The 13,370-nt window shown below is 60.5% G+C and carries 16 protein-coding genes; 7 read left to right on the top strand and 9 right to left on the bottom strand.

Annotation, left to right across the window (positions count from 1 at the left end; all coding sequences use genetic code 11):
- Positions 1-71: 71 nt before the first annotated feature.
- The 4 genes from rarD to ASE26_RS16940 all read left to right on the top strand — a co-directional run bounded on the left by rarD (position 72) and on the right by ASE26_RS16940 (position 4,225).
- Positions 72-947, top strand: a complete 876-nt coding sequence (gene rarD / locus ASE26_RS16955) for an EamA family transporter RarD (RefSeq protein WP_055927137.1) — start codon at positions 72-74, stop codon at positions 945-947.
- Between the two features lie 153 nt (positions 948-1,100).
- Complete coding sequence (locus ASE26_RS16950; protein WP_055927140.1) at positions 1,101-1,883, top strand: PEP-CTERM sorting domain-containing protein; 783 nt, start codon at positions 1,101-1,103, stop codon at positions 1,881-1,883.
- Positions 1,884-1,990: 107 nt separating this feature from the next.
- The gene (gene ettA / locus ASE26_RS16945; protein WP_055927143.1) at positions 1,991-3,658 is read left to right on the top strand and encodes an energy-dependent translational throttle protein EttA; all 1,668 of its coding nucleotides are present in this window, start codon (positions 1,991-1,993) and stop codon (positions 3,656-3,658) included.
- Between the two features lie 93 nt (positions 3,659-3,751).
- The gene (locus tag ASE26_RS16940; protein ID WP_055927146.1) at positions 3,752-4,225 is read left to right on the top strand and encodes a DUF6265 family protein; all 474 of its coding nucleotides are present in this window, start codon (positions 3,752-3,754) and stop codon (positions 4,223-4,225) included.
- A 101-nt stretch (positions 4,226-4,326) separates the two neighbouring features.
- Here the strand turns inward: ASE26_RS16940 and ASE26_RS16935 are convergent, their stop codons facing one another.
- Both ASE26_RS16935 and ASE26_RS16930 read right to left on the bottom strand, forming a co-directional pair.
- Positions 4,327-4,911, bottom strand: a complete 585-nt coding sequence (locus tag ASE26_RS16935) for a porin family protein (protein WP_055927149.1) — start codon at positions 4,909-4,911, stop codon at positions 4,327-4,329.
- A 184-nt stretch (positions 4,912-5,095) separates the two neighbouring features.
- A complete protein-coding gene (locus ASE26_RS16930; protein WP_055927153.1) occupies positions 5,096-5,689 on the bottom strand; it encodes an alpha-ketoglutarate-dependent dioxygenase AlkB in 594 nt (197 codons plus the stop codon).
- A 17-nt stretch (positions 5,690-5,706) separates the two neighbouring features.
- Here ASE26_RS16930 and ASE26_RS16925 point away from each other — a divergent pair, with 17 nt between their 5' ends.
- Positions 5,707-6,285, top strand: a complete 579-nt coding sequence (locus ASE26_RS16925; RefSeq protein WP_055927156.1) for a hypothetical protein — start codon at positions 5,707-5,709, stop codon at positions 6,283-6,285.
- Here the strand turns inward: ASE26_RS16925 and ASE26_RS16920 are convergent.
- The 6 genes from ASE26_RS16920 to ASE26_RS16895 form a co-directional block, all read right to left on the bottom strand.
- On the bottom strand, positions 6,276-6,638 hold the full coding sequence (locus ASE26_RS16920; RefSeq protein ID WP_055927160.1) for a hypothetical protein: 363 nt from the start codon (positions 6,636-6,638) through the stop codon (positions 6,276-6,278). The two genes, ASE26_RS16925 and ASE26_RS16920, sit on opposite strands and share 10 nt — an antisense overlap.
- 167 nt (positions 6,639-6,805) lie before the next feature.
- The gene (locus ASE26_RS16915; protein ID WP_057246607.1) at positions 6,806-7,636 is read right to left on the bottom strand and encodes a Rossmann-like and DUF2520 domain-containing protein; all 831 of its coding nucleotides are present in this window, start codon (positions 7,634-7,636) and stop codon (positions 6,806-6,808) included.
- Positions 7,636-8,220 (bottom strand): DUF924 family protein, encoded by a 585-nt coding sequence (locus tag ASE26_RS16910; protein ID WP_307143412.1) that lies wholly within the window; start codon positions 8,218-8,220, stop codon positions 7,636-7,638. The genes ASE26_RS16915 and ASE26_RS16910 overlap by 1 nt, the downstream gene beginning before the upstream one ends.
- A gap of 9 nt (positions 8,221-8,229) precedes the next feature.
- On the bottom strand, positions 8,230-8,973 hold the full coding sequence (locus ASE26_RS16905) for an MgtC/SapB family protein (protein ID WP_055927165.1): 744 nt from the start codon (positions 8,971-8,973) through the stop codon (positions 8,230-8,232).
- A gap of 12 nt (positions 8,974-8,985) precedes the next feature.
- A complete protein-coding gene (locus tag ASE26_RS16900) occupies positions 8,986-9,249 on the bottom strand; it encodes a hypothetical protein (RefSeq protein ID WP_055927168.1) in 264 nt (87 codons plus the stop codon).
- Positions 9,246-11,036 (bottom strand): aminopeptidase P family protein, encoded by a 1,791-nt coding sequence (locus ASE26_RS16895; RefSeq protein WP_200953773.1) that lies wholly within the window; start codon positions 11,034-11,036, stop codon positions 9,246-9,248. The genes ASE26_RS16900 and ASE26_RS16895 overlap by 4 nt, the downstream gene beginning before the upstream one ends.
- 70 nt (positions 11,037-11,106) lie before the next feature.
- On the opposite strand from ASE26_RS16895, the gene ASE26_RS16890 reads away from it, so the two are divergent.
- A complete protein-coding gene (locus ASE26_RS16890; RefSeq protein ID WP_057246606.1) occupies positions 11,107-11,892 on the top strand; it encodes a nucleotidyltransferase domain-containing protein in 786 nt (261 codons plus the stop codon).
- Positions 11,893-11,897: 5 nt separating this feature from the next.
- On the opposite strand, the gene ASE26_RS31960 is transcribed toward ASE26_RS16890, so the two are convergent.
- Positions 11,898-12,704, bottom strand: a complete 807-nt coding sequence (locus tag ASE26_RS31960; protein WP_055927177.1) for a beta/gamma crystallin-related protein — start codon at positions 12,702-12,704, stop codon at positions 11,898-11,900.
- 173 nt (positions 12,705-12,877) lie between these two features.
- On the opposite strand from ASE26_RS31960, the gene ASE26_RS16880 reads away from it, so the two are divergent.
- Entirely contained in the window at positions 12,878-13,306 is a 429-nt protein-coding gene (locus ASE26_RS16880) for a hypothetical protein (protein ID WP_057246605.1), read from the top strand.
- Positions 13,307-13,370: the final 64 nt, after the last annotated feature.

Here is a 13,370-nt window from a genome sequence, read left to right as displayed (position 1 = left end):
TTTTACGCCGCCGGTGAAAACTTGGCGAGTATGCTATTTTCCACCTTTACGCATAGAAAATCATCGCTCTCATGAATACCGGCATGCTGTACGCCGCAGGCGCTTTCCTGTCCTGGGGCCTGTTCCCCCTGTATTTTCACGCAATTAAGAATGTACCGGCGTCCGAGATCCTCGCCCATCGCATGGCGTGGTCGCTGCTGTTCCTGATGCTGGTACTGGCGGTGCGGCGTCAGTGGAAATGGCTGCCGCAAGTGTTGCGCCAGCCCAAAGTGGTGGGCAGCTTCCTGGCCAGCGCTTTCCTGTTGAGCGCGAACTGGTTTGTGTACATCTGGGCCGTCAACAACGGCCACGTGGTGGATGCCAGCCTGGGCTATTTCATCAATCCGTTGGTGAATGTGCTGTTGGGCATGCTGGTGCTGAAGGAGAAGTTGCGCCGCGGCCAGTGGATCGCCATCGGCGTCGCAGCCACGGGCGTGGCCTGGCTGACCTGGCAAGCCGGGCAGGTCCCGTATATCGCCCTGGTGCTGGCCTTGAGTTTTGGTGCCTATGGCTTGTTGCGCAAGACTGCTGCGCTGGCGGCGCTGGAAGGCCTGTCGTTTGAAACCATGATCCTGTTCCCGCTGGCGGTCGCTTACCTCGGCTGGCTGGTGTACCACGGCCAGAGCGTGTTCCTGAATGCCGAATCGGACAGCACGCGCTGGCTGCTGGCAGCAGCGGGTCCGACCACGGCGATTCCGCTGCTGCTGTTTGCTGCAGGCGCGCGGCGTATTCCGATGTCGGTGCTGGGCATGCTGCAATACATGTCCCCTTCGCTGCAGATGCTGCTGGGCGTCTGGGTCTTCCACGAGGCGTTTTCTTCGAACCGGCTGGTGGGTTTCCTGTTCATCTGGAGCGCGTTGGCGATCTATATGCTGGAGGGATGGTTAACCAGCAGAAAGGCGAGTTGAGTGTCGGAAATTCTTACAGCGTTAGCACAATGGCAATCGCAATTACTTTCACTCAATTGACTTTTCCGTAATTGAATCAATGACCTAGGGAAATTTCCTTGCACTCTGGCATGGCAATTGCTTATTTCCTGGTATCACTTCGGGAGAGCAATAATGGTTAGCAAAAAGTTTCTGGTAGGTATCGCCGCCTTGTTCTGCGCAGCATCTGTCCAGGCTGCAGCAATGCCGCTGTCGTCCGCACTGTCGCTTGATCAATACCTGACGACTGGCCAAAGCCGGAACTTGCAAATCGACGTGAACAGCCTGCTGGCGGGCAAAGGCCTGGCAAGCTCGTCGATCAGCTCCGGCGTGCTGACCGTATCCGGCTTTTCCTCCGCCGACTTCGATATCACTGGTTCGTCCGTGACGAACGTGAATTACTCGGAAGACCGTGTGACCACCGACTGCAACAAAGGCCAGTGCAAGGTCGTCAACGACAATTTCCATGTCAAGCAATTCAACACCAACTACAGCGACTCCATCGCCGACCAGATGAAGGTCACCGCCGGTGGTGCCTCGGGCACCGACTCTGCGGAAGATCACAATGCCTTCAACAGCGACAGTGGAAAAATCGAAGACACCAAGAAAAAGACCGGCAGCGAGAATGGCGGCTACAACCGCTGGTACAACCAGTTCATCAGCCACTACGATTCCCTGAGCGGCGACCTGGTGGTGCAACTGAACCTGGATTCCCTGGCTTTGAATGACCTGCTTGTGGACGGCATCCTGAACCTGTCCGTGAATTCCGTCCTGGGACAATTCAATGTGACCGACGTGCGCCTTGACTTCGAAGCGCAGGAAGCTGTGCCGCCAGCCCAGGTACCTGTGCCGACCAGCCTGTTGCTGACCGGCCTGGGCCTGGCTGCATTGGCCACGACGCGCCGCCGCAAAGCATAAGTACTCGCACCAGAGACTGAAAGGACCCGGCAAGCGCCGGGTCTTTTTTTATGCGCCACCACAATGCGCTAAACTAGCGCCTTTACGAACCGACAAGAACACATACCGTGGCCAATTACGTCTATACCATGAACCGCGTGGGCAAAATCGTCCCACCGAAACGCCAGATTCTGAAGGACATCTCGCTGTCCTTCTTCCCGGGCGCCAAGATCGGCGTGCTGGGCCTGAACGGCTCCGGCAAATCGTCCCTGCTGAAAATCATGGCAGGCATCGACACCGACATCCAGGGCGAAGCACGCCCGATGCCGGGCCTGAACATCGGCTACCTGCCGCAGGAACCGCAGCTGGATCCTGAAAAAACCGTACGCCAGGAAGTGGAATCCGGCCTGGGCGAAGCCTTTAATGCGCAAGCCCTGCTGGAAGCCGTCTACGCCGCCTACGCGGAAGAAGACGCTGACTTCGACGCGCTGGCCAAAGAGCAGGAGCGCCTGGAATCGATCATCGCCGCTGCCGACGGCGGCAACCTGAACCTGCAACTTGAAATGGCTGCCGACGCGCTGCGCCTGCCACCATGGGACCAGAAGATCAGCGTGCTGTCCGGCGGTGAGAAGCGCCGCGTGGCGCTGTGCAAGCTATTGCTGTCCAAGCCGGACATGCTGCTGCTCGACGAACCGACCAACCACCTGGACGCGGAATCCGTGGAATGGCTGGAACAGTTCCTGGTGCGCTTCCCAGGCACCGTGGTTGGCATCACCCACGATCGCTACTTCCTGGACAACGCCGCCGAATGGATCCTGGAACTGGACCGCGGCCACGGCATCCCGTGGAAGGGCAACTACTCTTCGTGGCTGGACCAGAAGCAGGACCGACTGAAGCAGGAAGAAGCGACCGAATCCGCACGCCAGAAAGCGCTGCAGAAGGAATTGGAATGGTCGCGCCAGAATCCGAAGGCACGCCAGGCCAAATCCAAGGCCCGTATGGCGCGCTTCAATGAACTGAGCGAATACGAATACCAGAAGCGCAACGAGACCCAGGAGATTTTCATCCCTGTGGCCGAACGCCTGGGTAACGATGTCATCGAGTTCAAGAACGTCAGCAAATCGTTTGGCGACCGCCTGCTGATCGACAACCTGTCCTTCACCGTGCCGCCGGGCGCGATCGTCGGCATCATCGGCCCGAACGGCGCCGGTAAGTCGACCCTGTTCAAGATGATCGCCGGCATCGAACAACCGGACAGCGGCGAAGTGGCAATCGGCAAGACTGCCAAGATTTCGCTGGTGGACCAGAGCCGCGACAAGCTGGACAACGAGAAGACCGTGTTCGAGGCAGTGTCCGGCGGCGCCGACATCCTGAGCGTGGGCCGTTTCGAAATGCCGTCGCGCGCTTATGTGGGACGCTTCAACTTCAAAGGCTCGGACCAGCAGAAGATCGTTGGCAACCTGTCCGGCGGTGAGCGTGGCCGCCTGCACCTGGCCAAGACCCTGCTGATGGGCGGCAACGTACTGCTGCTGGACGAACCGTCCAACGACCTGGACGTGGAAACCCTGCGTGCGCTGGAAGATGCGCTGCTGGAATTTGCCGGTTCCGTGATGGTGATCTCCCACGACCGCTGGTTCCTGGACCGTATCGCCACCCACATCCTGGCCTTTGAAGGCGATTCCCAGGCTACCTTCTTTGCGGGTAACTACCAGGAATACGAAGCCGACAAGAAGAAGCGCCTGGGTGAGGAAGGCGCGAAGCCGAAGCGTATTCGTTACAAGCCGCTGCACGGCTAACACGGGCATACCGAAGCCGCTGGCTGCAAGATCATTGGGGTCAGGCACTTGTGCCTGACCCCGGTTTACCGGTTTTTAGAAAAGGAGCCCCAAATGCGCAAGCAATTCCTCTGTGGACTGGTACTGGCCAGCGCAGGCGCCATTGCGCACGAGGCCCCGATCGACAAGCTATCCTGGCTGGCCGGCTGCTGGTCCCACACCGGCGCCGAAAAAGGTTCAGTGGAAATGTGGACCCTGCCGGCCGGCGGCACCATGCTGGGCGTCTCCCGCACAGTGAAGAACGGCAAAACGGTCGAGTGGGAACACACCATGATCCGGGAAACAGAACCCGGCATCTGGGCCTATGTGGCCAAGCCTAGCCGCCAGCTGGAAGCGGCCTTCCCGATCAAGTCGATCGGCGACGGTGAAGTGATCTTTGAAAACCCGCAGCATGACTTCCCGCAGCGGATCATTTACCAGCGCGATGGCGCCGATGGCATCGAGGCGCGCATCGAAGGCGTCTCGAAAGGCAAGGCAAAAGCCTTCGACTACCCCATGCAGCGGACCCGATGTCCGAATGGAGGGTGAGGCGGGCACAAGGACATTGGCAGCGCAAGGCTGCCGTTGTCGCACCCGGCCTCGATCGGGACTTTGCGGGGGGAAGCAGCTGAACTGCCCTCCCCCTCGACTCAGAAGCTTGCCTTCACGCCCAGGTTGAACGCGCCCTTGCGGCGGCCCTGGTCAATGTCGTTCTTGCCGAAGTGTTCGTACTCCAGCACGCCCGACACTTTCTCGGTGAAGGCGTATTCTGCGCCAACCGCGGCGTACAGCGCGTTACGGCTGCTATCGCCGTTGTACGCGGCAGCCAGGCCGGTGGCATTCACATCGTTCTTGTTGTGCGAGACACCCAGTTTGCCGGTCAGTGAAACCTGCTGGTTGATGGGGAAGGTGCCTTTGCCGGCCAGGTAGAAGGATTTGGCTTTGCCTTCAATGCTGCCGGTGCCAGCGCCGGTGGTGTAGTTGTACGACTGCTTGCCGAAGTCTACATAACCAGCTTCCACGCCCCAGGTCTTGTCGATCTGCACACCGCCGAAGATCTTGCCGCCATATTCGGTGGTTTTCTTGTCACCGTCGCTGGTGTCATTGGGCAGGGTGTACTTGTTCGAGTTCGCCACGACGCCCGCGCCGATGTACGGCTTCAACTCTTGGGCCTGGACGGAAGCCGCGCCCAGGGCAACGGCGGAAGTGATGAGTGCGAATGCGATTTTTTTCATGTTCGTGATCTTTCAGCAAAAGTAAATCGGACTTGCTTGGGATCGCGCTTCGTCTATGGAAGTGCGATGGAAAGCACGATAACACTGCAAAAAGTTCAAGGGGGAGACGAAGCGGTAAGAATTGTGTGCATTTGTAAGCGGGCTTGAATTACCAATATTCAACCCAAAATGAGCGAACTTGGCTTCAGATAAGCCTAAATGTCAGGTTGATACGCGGACCGCGGGGTTTTCGCTCCTTGTTGATGCCATGCCGCCAGCAATGCTGGAGTTTTCCGGCCATCAACAGCAGGCTGCCGTCAGTGAGATCGAGCTTGACGGTTTTTGGCTGCTTTTTGTGCTTGAGGATGAAGGTACGGGTGGCGCCGAAGCTGACCGAGGCAATGGCTGGCTGCAGGCCCAGCTCCGGTTCATCATCGCTATGGAAGCCCATGCTGTCCTGCTCGTTACGGTAGTAATTCAGCAGCAAGCTGTTGAAGCGCTTGCCGCTCACGGCCTCGACGGCATGCTTGATTTCCCGCTGCAGCGGGGTGAACGGCAGCGGCTCGAAAGTACGGCCCGAGTAGGTGTAGCGCTGCTCGCCGTACCAGGCGCTCAGGCGCGGTTGTGCCACTTCGCGGCCAAACAGGAAAATCGTTTCCGCCTTCCACGCCGTTTCGTCCAGCAGGGCCTGCATAACTTGCGCGTTATCCACAGCCAGCGGCAGCTGCTGCATGAAATACAGCTCGCCGTCATCAATCGGAATCGGGAATAACTCGGCTTCAGCAGAAAACAGGTCCATGGCGTTATCATATAACAATGAACAAACGTCAATTCCTCGGCGCCGTGGCAGCGGCAGGCGCCCTCCCATCGCTGGGCGCCGCTAGCCCGAAGGCTGAGCGTGGTCCGGCACTGCTGACCGTGACCGGCGCCATTGCCAAGCCGAACCGTGGCAGCTTTGACCGCGTCGCGGACCAGATGATGCACCGCCAGCGCCTGACTTTCGAGAAGGCCTTCACCTTCGATTTTGCTGCCCTGGCCGCGTTGCCAGCGATCACCATCAAGCCGACCCTGGAATACGATAGCAAGCCGCATGTCCTGTCCGGGCCGCTTCTGGTAGACCTGCTGAAAGCTGCCGGCGCGCAAGCCGGCGACAGCAGCAACCTGATCCTGCGTGCGGTCGATGGCTATGCGGTGGCAGTGGCGCTGGCGCGCGCCAAGGCGCAGCGCTATATCGTTGCTACCCACATGGATGGCGCCCCGATGGCGCTGGGCGGACTGGGTCCCCTATGGGCGATTTACGATGCCGATCGGGTGCCGGAAATGGCAAGCAGGCCCGTCGGCGAGCGCTTCAGCTCTTGCCCTTGGGCCCTCTATCACATTGAAGTTCAGGCGTAAGCTTCAGCCAGCGACATGACGCGCGGGGTGATCGCCACCCCGATGTCGCCGAAGATCTTGTTGATGATGGCCATATTGGCCTCGGCTTCATCTGCCTTCCAGCCGTTGAACAGGTCGGTGCCATCCTTCTGGAAGTGCAGGTCCAGCACCTTGCCACGGTCCTTGTGGGTGTAGCCGGAGCTGTGCATTTGCTTGAAGCCACCAGCGGCCAGCGCTTCGAGCACGGAAGTCGGAGGATTATCCGGGTCGGTTGCCATGTACACGCCGAAAGTCTTGCCAGGCGGTTTGGCGGCAATGTCCACTTCGTAGATGCCAGGCGCCTTGGTGACAGACGTGGATTTCAAAAATAACATAGCGTTCCCCTAGAACTGTGTGTGGCTTAGGTGGACAAGCTTATTGCTAACGCCCAATTTTGTCACTCGCTGAGGCAATCTTTTTGCTCCCCCACAACAGTAGCAGGGCAAAAAGCATTACCTGCTCTTCAACTATACTTTTGCACTGCTGATTTGCAAGGGCAGTCTCAAGGCTGGCCGGCCCGTTTGCGATCCGCCAGCGCGATGGTGGGCGGGACCAGCGAGCGATACAATTGGCCAGTTGCCGCATCCCATGCCATCACGGCATCTTGCTGCCGCAACACTGTTGCCATATCACCGCGTGCCACCGGCCCGGTCAGCGCCGGCGCCGCGCCGAGGCGGAAGGCATTTTCCATAGACTCTATCGCAAGCGGGCGCGCAAGCTCGCGCGCTACAGCCTCCGGAATCCCGGCCGCCTGGTAAGCACGCAAGGCAGCGTCGATCACGGTGACCAGGTAATTGCTCGCGAATACCGCGGCAGCGTGGTACACGGTCTTGGCAGCAGGGTCGATTTGCACGGCCCGCGCGCCGATCGCGGCCAGCGCAGGCAGCAGCACGTCCAGCGCTTGCCGGTCGCCCTCCACGCCGCAGAAGGTGCCGGCGAAGCCCGCCGCCACCGCCTCCACATCGGCAAAGCTGCGGATCGGATGCACGCTGGCGAGGTACGCGCCGGCCGCACGCGCAGCCTGCAGCCGGTCGGATGCCAGCGCCCCGCTGCAATGGAATACCACCGCACCCTGCAAAGGCACGGCCGCCGCCAGCGCTTCGCAAGCCGGCACGATCTGGTCGTCGCTGACAGTCAGCATATAGACCTCGGCCGGACGCAACGCAGCATACGATACCGCGCCGGCGCCGCTGCCGATGAAAGCAGCCGCCCGCGCCGCGCTGTCGGCCGAACGTGCCAGCACATCCTGCACGGCAAACGCGCCCGCCGCGGAAAACAGGCGGCCCAGGACGCGGCCAACGTGGCCGCCGCCAACTACGGTCAATCCGCGCATCAGAAACTCGACCCCGGCTGCTTGAGGAATTCAATTTCCTCCGGCGTCGACTCGCGGCCGAGGATGGCATTGCGGTGCGGGAAGCGCCCGAAGCGGCGAATCACCTCGTAATGCTTCTTCGCGAAGTCCAGCATGCCTGCATAGCCCGTCGAATCCGCAGCGAGCATCTCGAACAGATCGACACAGCGCATCTGCATCGACAGGTTCTCCGAATGCTCAAGCGGCATGTAGGAAAACGCACGCTGGGCCGGCGGCAAGGTCTGGTTGGCGCCTGAATCATCCAGTGCCTTGGCCGCCTCCAGCGCCAGTTCATCGCCGGCAAAGGCCTTCGGCGTGCCGCGATAGACGTTGCGCGTGAACTGGTCCAGCACAATGATGCGCGCCAGCGTACCCTGCGTACCTTCATCGTCCCACTGCCGCAGCCCGCCCAGCAGCCCCTCTTCGACCACATCGCCGAATTGCTGGAAAATCGCGCGGTCGAATGCATCGTCCTTGCGCCACCACTCGGGGCGCTGCATATTGTGGCCCTTGGCGCCGATCGGCAGGAACCAGAAATCGAGAACGTCTTGTGAATGGATGACCAAACCTGTCTCCTAGTTGCGTGCGTGGGTGACCTGGAAGCTGTCGATGCCTTCGTAATGGGTCATCTCTTCCGCGATGCGCGACAGCGGCGAACCGCTGCGCTTGCTCAATGCCAGCGCGACAAAGCGCCATTCCAGTTTGCCCTGGTCCATGCCGATGGTCAGCGAGCCGCCGGCGATCTGGTAACCGCGTTCCAGCGCCATGGCGCGCAACTGGTCTTCCTTCGGCTCAAAGCCCGGCTTGAAGCGCATGGTGATTGCGATTGCGTGGCGCGACGGCAGCCACGCCTCAACCTTGGACAGGAAGATCATCGACATCGCGCACAGGAAAGCCAGCCCCATGGCGCCCAGGTAGAAGCCCAGCCCCACCGACACGCCAATCACCGACGAAGCCCAGATCGACGCAGCTGTCGTCAGGCCCGAGATATTGAAGCCCTCGCGCATGATCACGCCCGCGCCCAGGAAACCGATGCCGGTTACGATACCCTGCACCACGCGGGTCGGATCGGTGCCCACCAGCTCGGACATATGGCCGCCGAACCACAGCGACGGGTAGCCGCATACCACCGTCAGCGCGGCCGACGCCATGCACACCAGGCCATAGGTACGCATGCCCGCCGCTCGGCCGTGGTACGAGCGCTCATAGCCGACCAGCAGGCCAAGCAGGAGCGCACCGCCGATATTCATCAAGATCACGAGGTTGGTCGCCAGTTCGCCGGACGACCAGTAAGCACGCAGGAACTCTATGCTGGGCATAGCCGCCTCACTTTATGGTTTTGGTGTTTTCTTGGCTGCGAGCTGCTTTTCGAATGCTACATCGAGTTTGCTGACGCGTTTCACTTTTTGCGGTCCTTGCGCGTTGACGAAGGCGACAAAATCGTCCAGCTCCATCGGCGCGCAAAGCGGCGGCTGGCCAGGTCCTTCCGTCAGGAAGAAGTGGCCGCTGCCGGTCATGGTCAGCGAATAGGCCTGGTTGCCGGAGCGCTCTTTCAGGCGGGCCAGCGCGTTGGATGCTTTGGTGGAGCGGCTCATATTGCCTCGGTCTTTTCATTCAGCCAGCGCAGCGCGTCGCCGCTGACATGCCTGGACAGTCGTTGACGCACTGTGGCGTGATATTCATTCAGCCAGCGCACTTCGTCTTCGCGCAGCAGGGATTTGTCGATGCAGCGCGTATCGATCGGGCACAGGGTCAGGGTTTCAAAGCGCAGGAATTCGCCGAATTCCGATTCCGGCGCCGGCACGTTCAGCACCAGGTTTTCGATGCGGATGCCCCACTTGCCGGGTCGGTAGATGCCGGGCTCGTTGGAGGTGATCATGCCCGGCTCCATTGCGGTATGCGCATCCGGCGGGGTGGAAGGCGAAATCGACTGCGGGCCTTCATGCACGTTGAGGAAGAAGCCGACGCCATGGCCGGTGCCGTGGCCGAAGTCGATGCCGGCCGCCCACAGCGGCGCACGGGCGATCGCATCCAGCATCGGCGACTTCACGCCGCGCGGGAATCGGGCGACGGATAGCGCCAGCATGCCCTTCAGCACCAGGGTGAAATCGCGCTTGTGCTCCGCACTGATGGCCCCCACCGGCACCACGCGCGTAATGTCGGTGGTGCCGCCAGTGTACTGGCCGCCGGAATCGAGCAGCAGCAAGCCATCGCCTTCCACTACGGCGCTGCCTTCCGCCGGTGCGCGATAGTGCATGATCGCGCCGTTGGCATTGAAGCCTGCGATGGTGCCGAAACTTGGGCTGACAAAGCCGGGACGGCGGCGGCGTGCTTCCAGCAGATGCTGGCCGATGGCGTATTCAGTCAGCGGCTCGCGCTTCTGGTCAGCCAGGGTTTGTTCCAGCCAGCTGAAGAATTCGCACAAGGCCGCGCCATCCTGCTCCATCGTCGCCCGCACATGATCGGCTTCGCGTGCGGTCTTGCGGGACTTGGCGAAGGTGGTGGGATTGACCGCTTCGATTATCTTCACGCCCTCGGGCACGGACTGGCGCGTGCCGAAAGTAATGCGGCGCGGGTCCAGCAGCAGCGTGCTGCCGGCAGGGATCGTGGCCAGTGCCTGCGCTGCTGCTTCGTAGGGCTCGACAAAGACCTGGTCGGCCGCCAGCAAGCCCGCCAGGCCTGGCTCAATCTTGCCGGCGCCGACGAACAGCATGGCGCGCTCCCGGTCGACCAGTGCATGTGAAAGGAAGATCGGGTTGTAGTTGACGTCCGAACCGCGCAGGTTGAACAGGTAGGCGATATCATCCAACGTCGAAATGATGTGGTGGGTCGCTCCCTGGCGCGCCATTTCGGCCCGCAATGCCGCCAGCTTGGCCGCGCGGGTCATGTCGGCATAAGGACGCTGGTGCTCGAAGATCGGGGCATCCGGCAGGTGGGGACGATCGGTCCACACCTCTTCCAGCAGGTCCAGGTCGGTGCGCAGGGCAATACCGCGCGCCTGCAGCAGGCGGGCAATCGACAGGCCCAGAACCGCACCATCCACGGCCAGCACCTGGCCCGGCTTCAGGGTCTCGGCCAGCCAGTCCACATACTGCACACTTGCGCCCGATGATATCTTCATCAGCCGCACGCCGGTACCGGCCAGCTCCGCTTCCGCCTGCGTCCAATAGCGGCCGTCCGTCCAGACGCCGGCAAAATCCTGGGTGACGATGAAAGTGCCGACCGAGCCGGTAAAGCTCGACAGCCATTCCCGCCCCTGCCAGCGCGCCGGCAAATATTCGGACAGATGGGGATCGGAGGAAGGGACCATGCAGGCATCAACCTGATGGCGGCGCATCGCTGCGCGCATGGATTCAAGTCTGGTGCGGATTGATTCTTTCATAGCGCAATCATACCCCGATTGCGCCATAATGCCTGGCTGCCGCTGCTTCCAAGCGGCAATGGAGAGAGAATTGATACCTGAAGATGTGCGGGCCGAAATCATGCGCCGGCTCGCGGCTGCGGAAGCCGAACACAATGTACGCGTCTTGCTGGCAGTAGAGTCCGGCAGCCGAGCCTGGGGCTTTGCCTCGCCGAACAGCGATTACGACGTGCGCTTCATTTATGCGCACCCGCGCGACTGGTACGTGGCAGTCGACCTGGAAGAGAAACGCGACGTCATCGAATACGAGATCGTCGATGAGATCGACATCAATGGCTGGGACATCCGCAAGGCGCTGCGTCTGTTCCGCAAGTCAAACCCTGCATTCGTGGAATGGCTCCAGTCTCCAATACTGTACCGTTCGCACGGCGGTTTCGCAGACAGTGCCCGCGCGCTGCTACCCAAGGTGTATTCCTGCGAAAACGGCACTTACCATTATAGGAGCATGGCAAAGACCAACTATCGAGGCTATTTACGCGCCGATATGGTGCCATTAAAGAAGTACTTTTACGTGCTGCGTCCTCTGCTGGCAGTTCGCTGGCTGGAGCGTTATGGCACCCCCGCACCGATCGAGTTCGGCAAGCTGCTGCATTTGCTGGAAGGCGAGACGGAACTGCTCGATGCCATCGCAGCACTGCTGGAGAAGAAGAAAGGCGCGCCGGAAATGGGACTCTCCGAGCCAGTCCCATGCCTTAACCGCTTTATTGAGACAGAACTCGAGCGGCTTGAACGGCCGGATGTGGTCCGCTTCCGGAGCAGCGACGTGAACGGCGAGCTGAACCGGCTATTCCACGCTGTGCTCGCCGAGCAGGCCTGATCCAGCTACATGCGCGGCACGCCATCACGATTAACCGTGATGGTGCGCCCAGGTTCCGTCGAGAGTTGGGCGCGGTGTTCAGTGCCGCGGAAGTCGTAAGTCACGTCCCAATATTGCGGCGTGCGGCTTGGAATCGATTCGCAGCGCTGGACGTTCTGGGCGTATTGGTTGCCGGTGTTGCGGCCGACGTTGGAGCCGACAGCCGCACCTGCAATCGCGCCGCCGACAGTGGCGATATCGCGGCCGGAACCGCCGCCCACCTGGTGGCCCAGCACACCGCCGATGAGGGCGCCTGCAATGGCACCCGCGGTGCCGCTGCCGCCCGAGGCTTCAACCTGCTGGCGCTCAACCCAGCAGCGCTGTTCCGGCGGGCCGACAACGGCGCGGGCGGAAGTGATCGGCGCTTCATACACGCGTTCGCTCGGCCGCATGCGGTATTCATAATTTGGCTGGGCTGCCGGTTCAGGAGCATACGCCATTTCATCCACTCGACGGCGTGACGACACGGCGCGGATCGACGAGATATTGTCATTCAGGCCCATGCCTTCCAGCGACTCATAACTGCCGCGCCTCAGGATCCTGCATTCGCCTTCGAAGTTGGGCAGCGGGCAAACCTCCCAGCGGCCACGTTCAACCACCACGGACGAAGCGCGGTTATCGAATCCGGCACTGCGCAGGTCGCTGATAGAGCGCGTAACGTTAACCGGGCGGCCGCGCCAGCCTTCCCGTGGATAAAGCGTGATTTGTGCAAGAGCTTGCGCGCTGAAGAGAGCGATCATGGTCGCCAGCGCAGTTCTGATTGGAAAGTTCATGATGTCCTCCGATACAGATCAGGTACGTGCAGCATGCCCCGGCTACAGGGGCTGGTCTGTTCGGGAACGCTCGTTACTTAGTAAACTGAACCTCCCGGCTGGGGCACCCGTGCGCGGCATTTCCTGGCAACAACATATAATTACAACAACATTACTCACCTGCGGCCAACTCCATGAAATTGAAAAGCAAATTCGCTGTGCTGGCCATGTCGGCACTGTGCATAACCGTCCCTGCCTGGGCCGCAACCGTCAATCCAGTTGCCGCAAAGACCGAACTGAAGCTGAAAGACGGCGTGAACGACATCAAAACCGGCGATATGGTTGTCCGGATCGTGAAGAGCTATGTCTCGACCGCGACTGCGAGCAGCCACAACGTATATACGGTTTTCATCCTGCCAGAGAAAAATGAGACCCAGTGGCTGCTTGTCACCAATTCAGCCATGGATGGCGATGACTTCAACTTCTCGAACTCCGAATCCGGCGACTCCAATCGCCGGGCAGTGACCTTCTATAAGACCAGCGAGGGACTGTTCGCTGTACAGGCTGAAAAGGAAGGACTGGGCGAACCCGGAAATTTTCAAGCTAGTTGTCGCCTAATTTGATAATTCAAGCTGCTTGTTTCAGTGTCAGTGGTTCCGCCTCCGTTTCGCTGTTCAGCGTGTTTCC

It is taken from the genome of Duganella sp. Root198D2 (genome assembly GCF_001428585.1).
In the GTDB taxonomy this organism is placed as follows: Bacteria; Pseudomonadota; Gammaproteobacteria; order Burkholderiales; family Burkholderiaceae_D; genus Rugamonas.
This window is presented reverse-complemented; position numbering and strand designations above follow the sequence as displayed.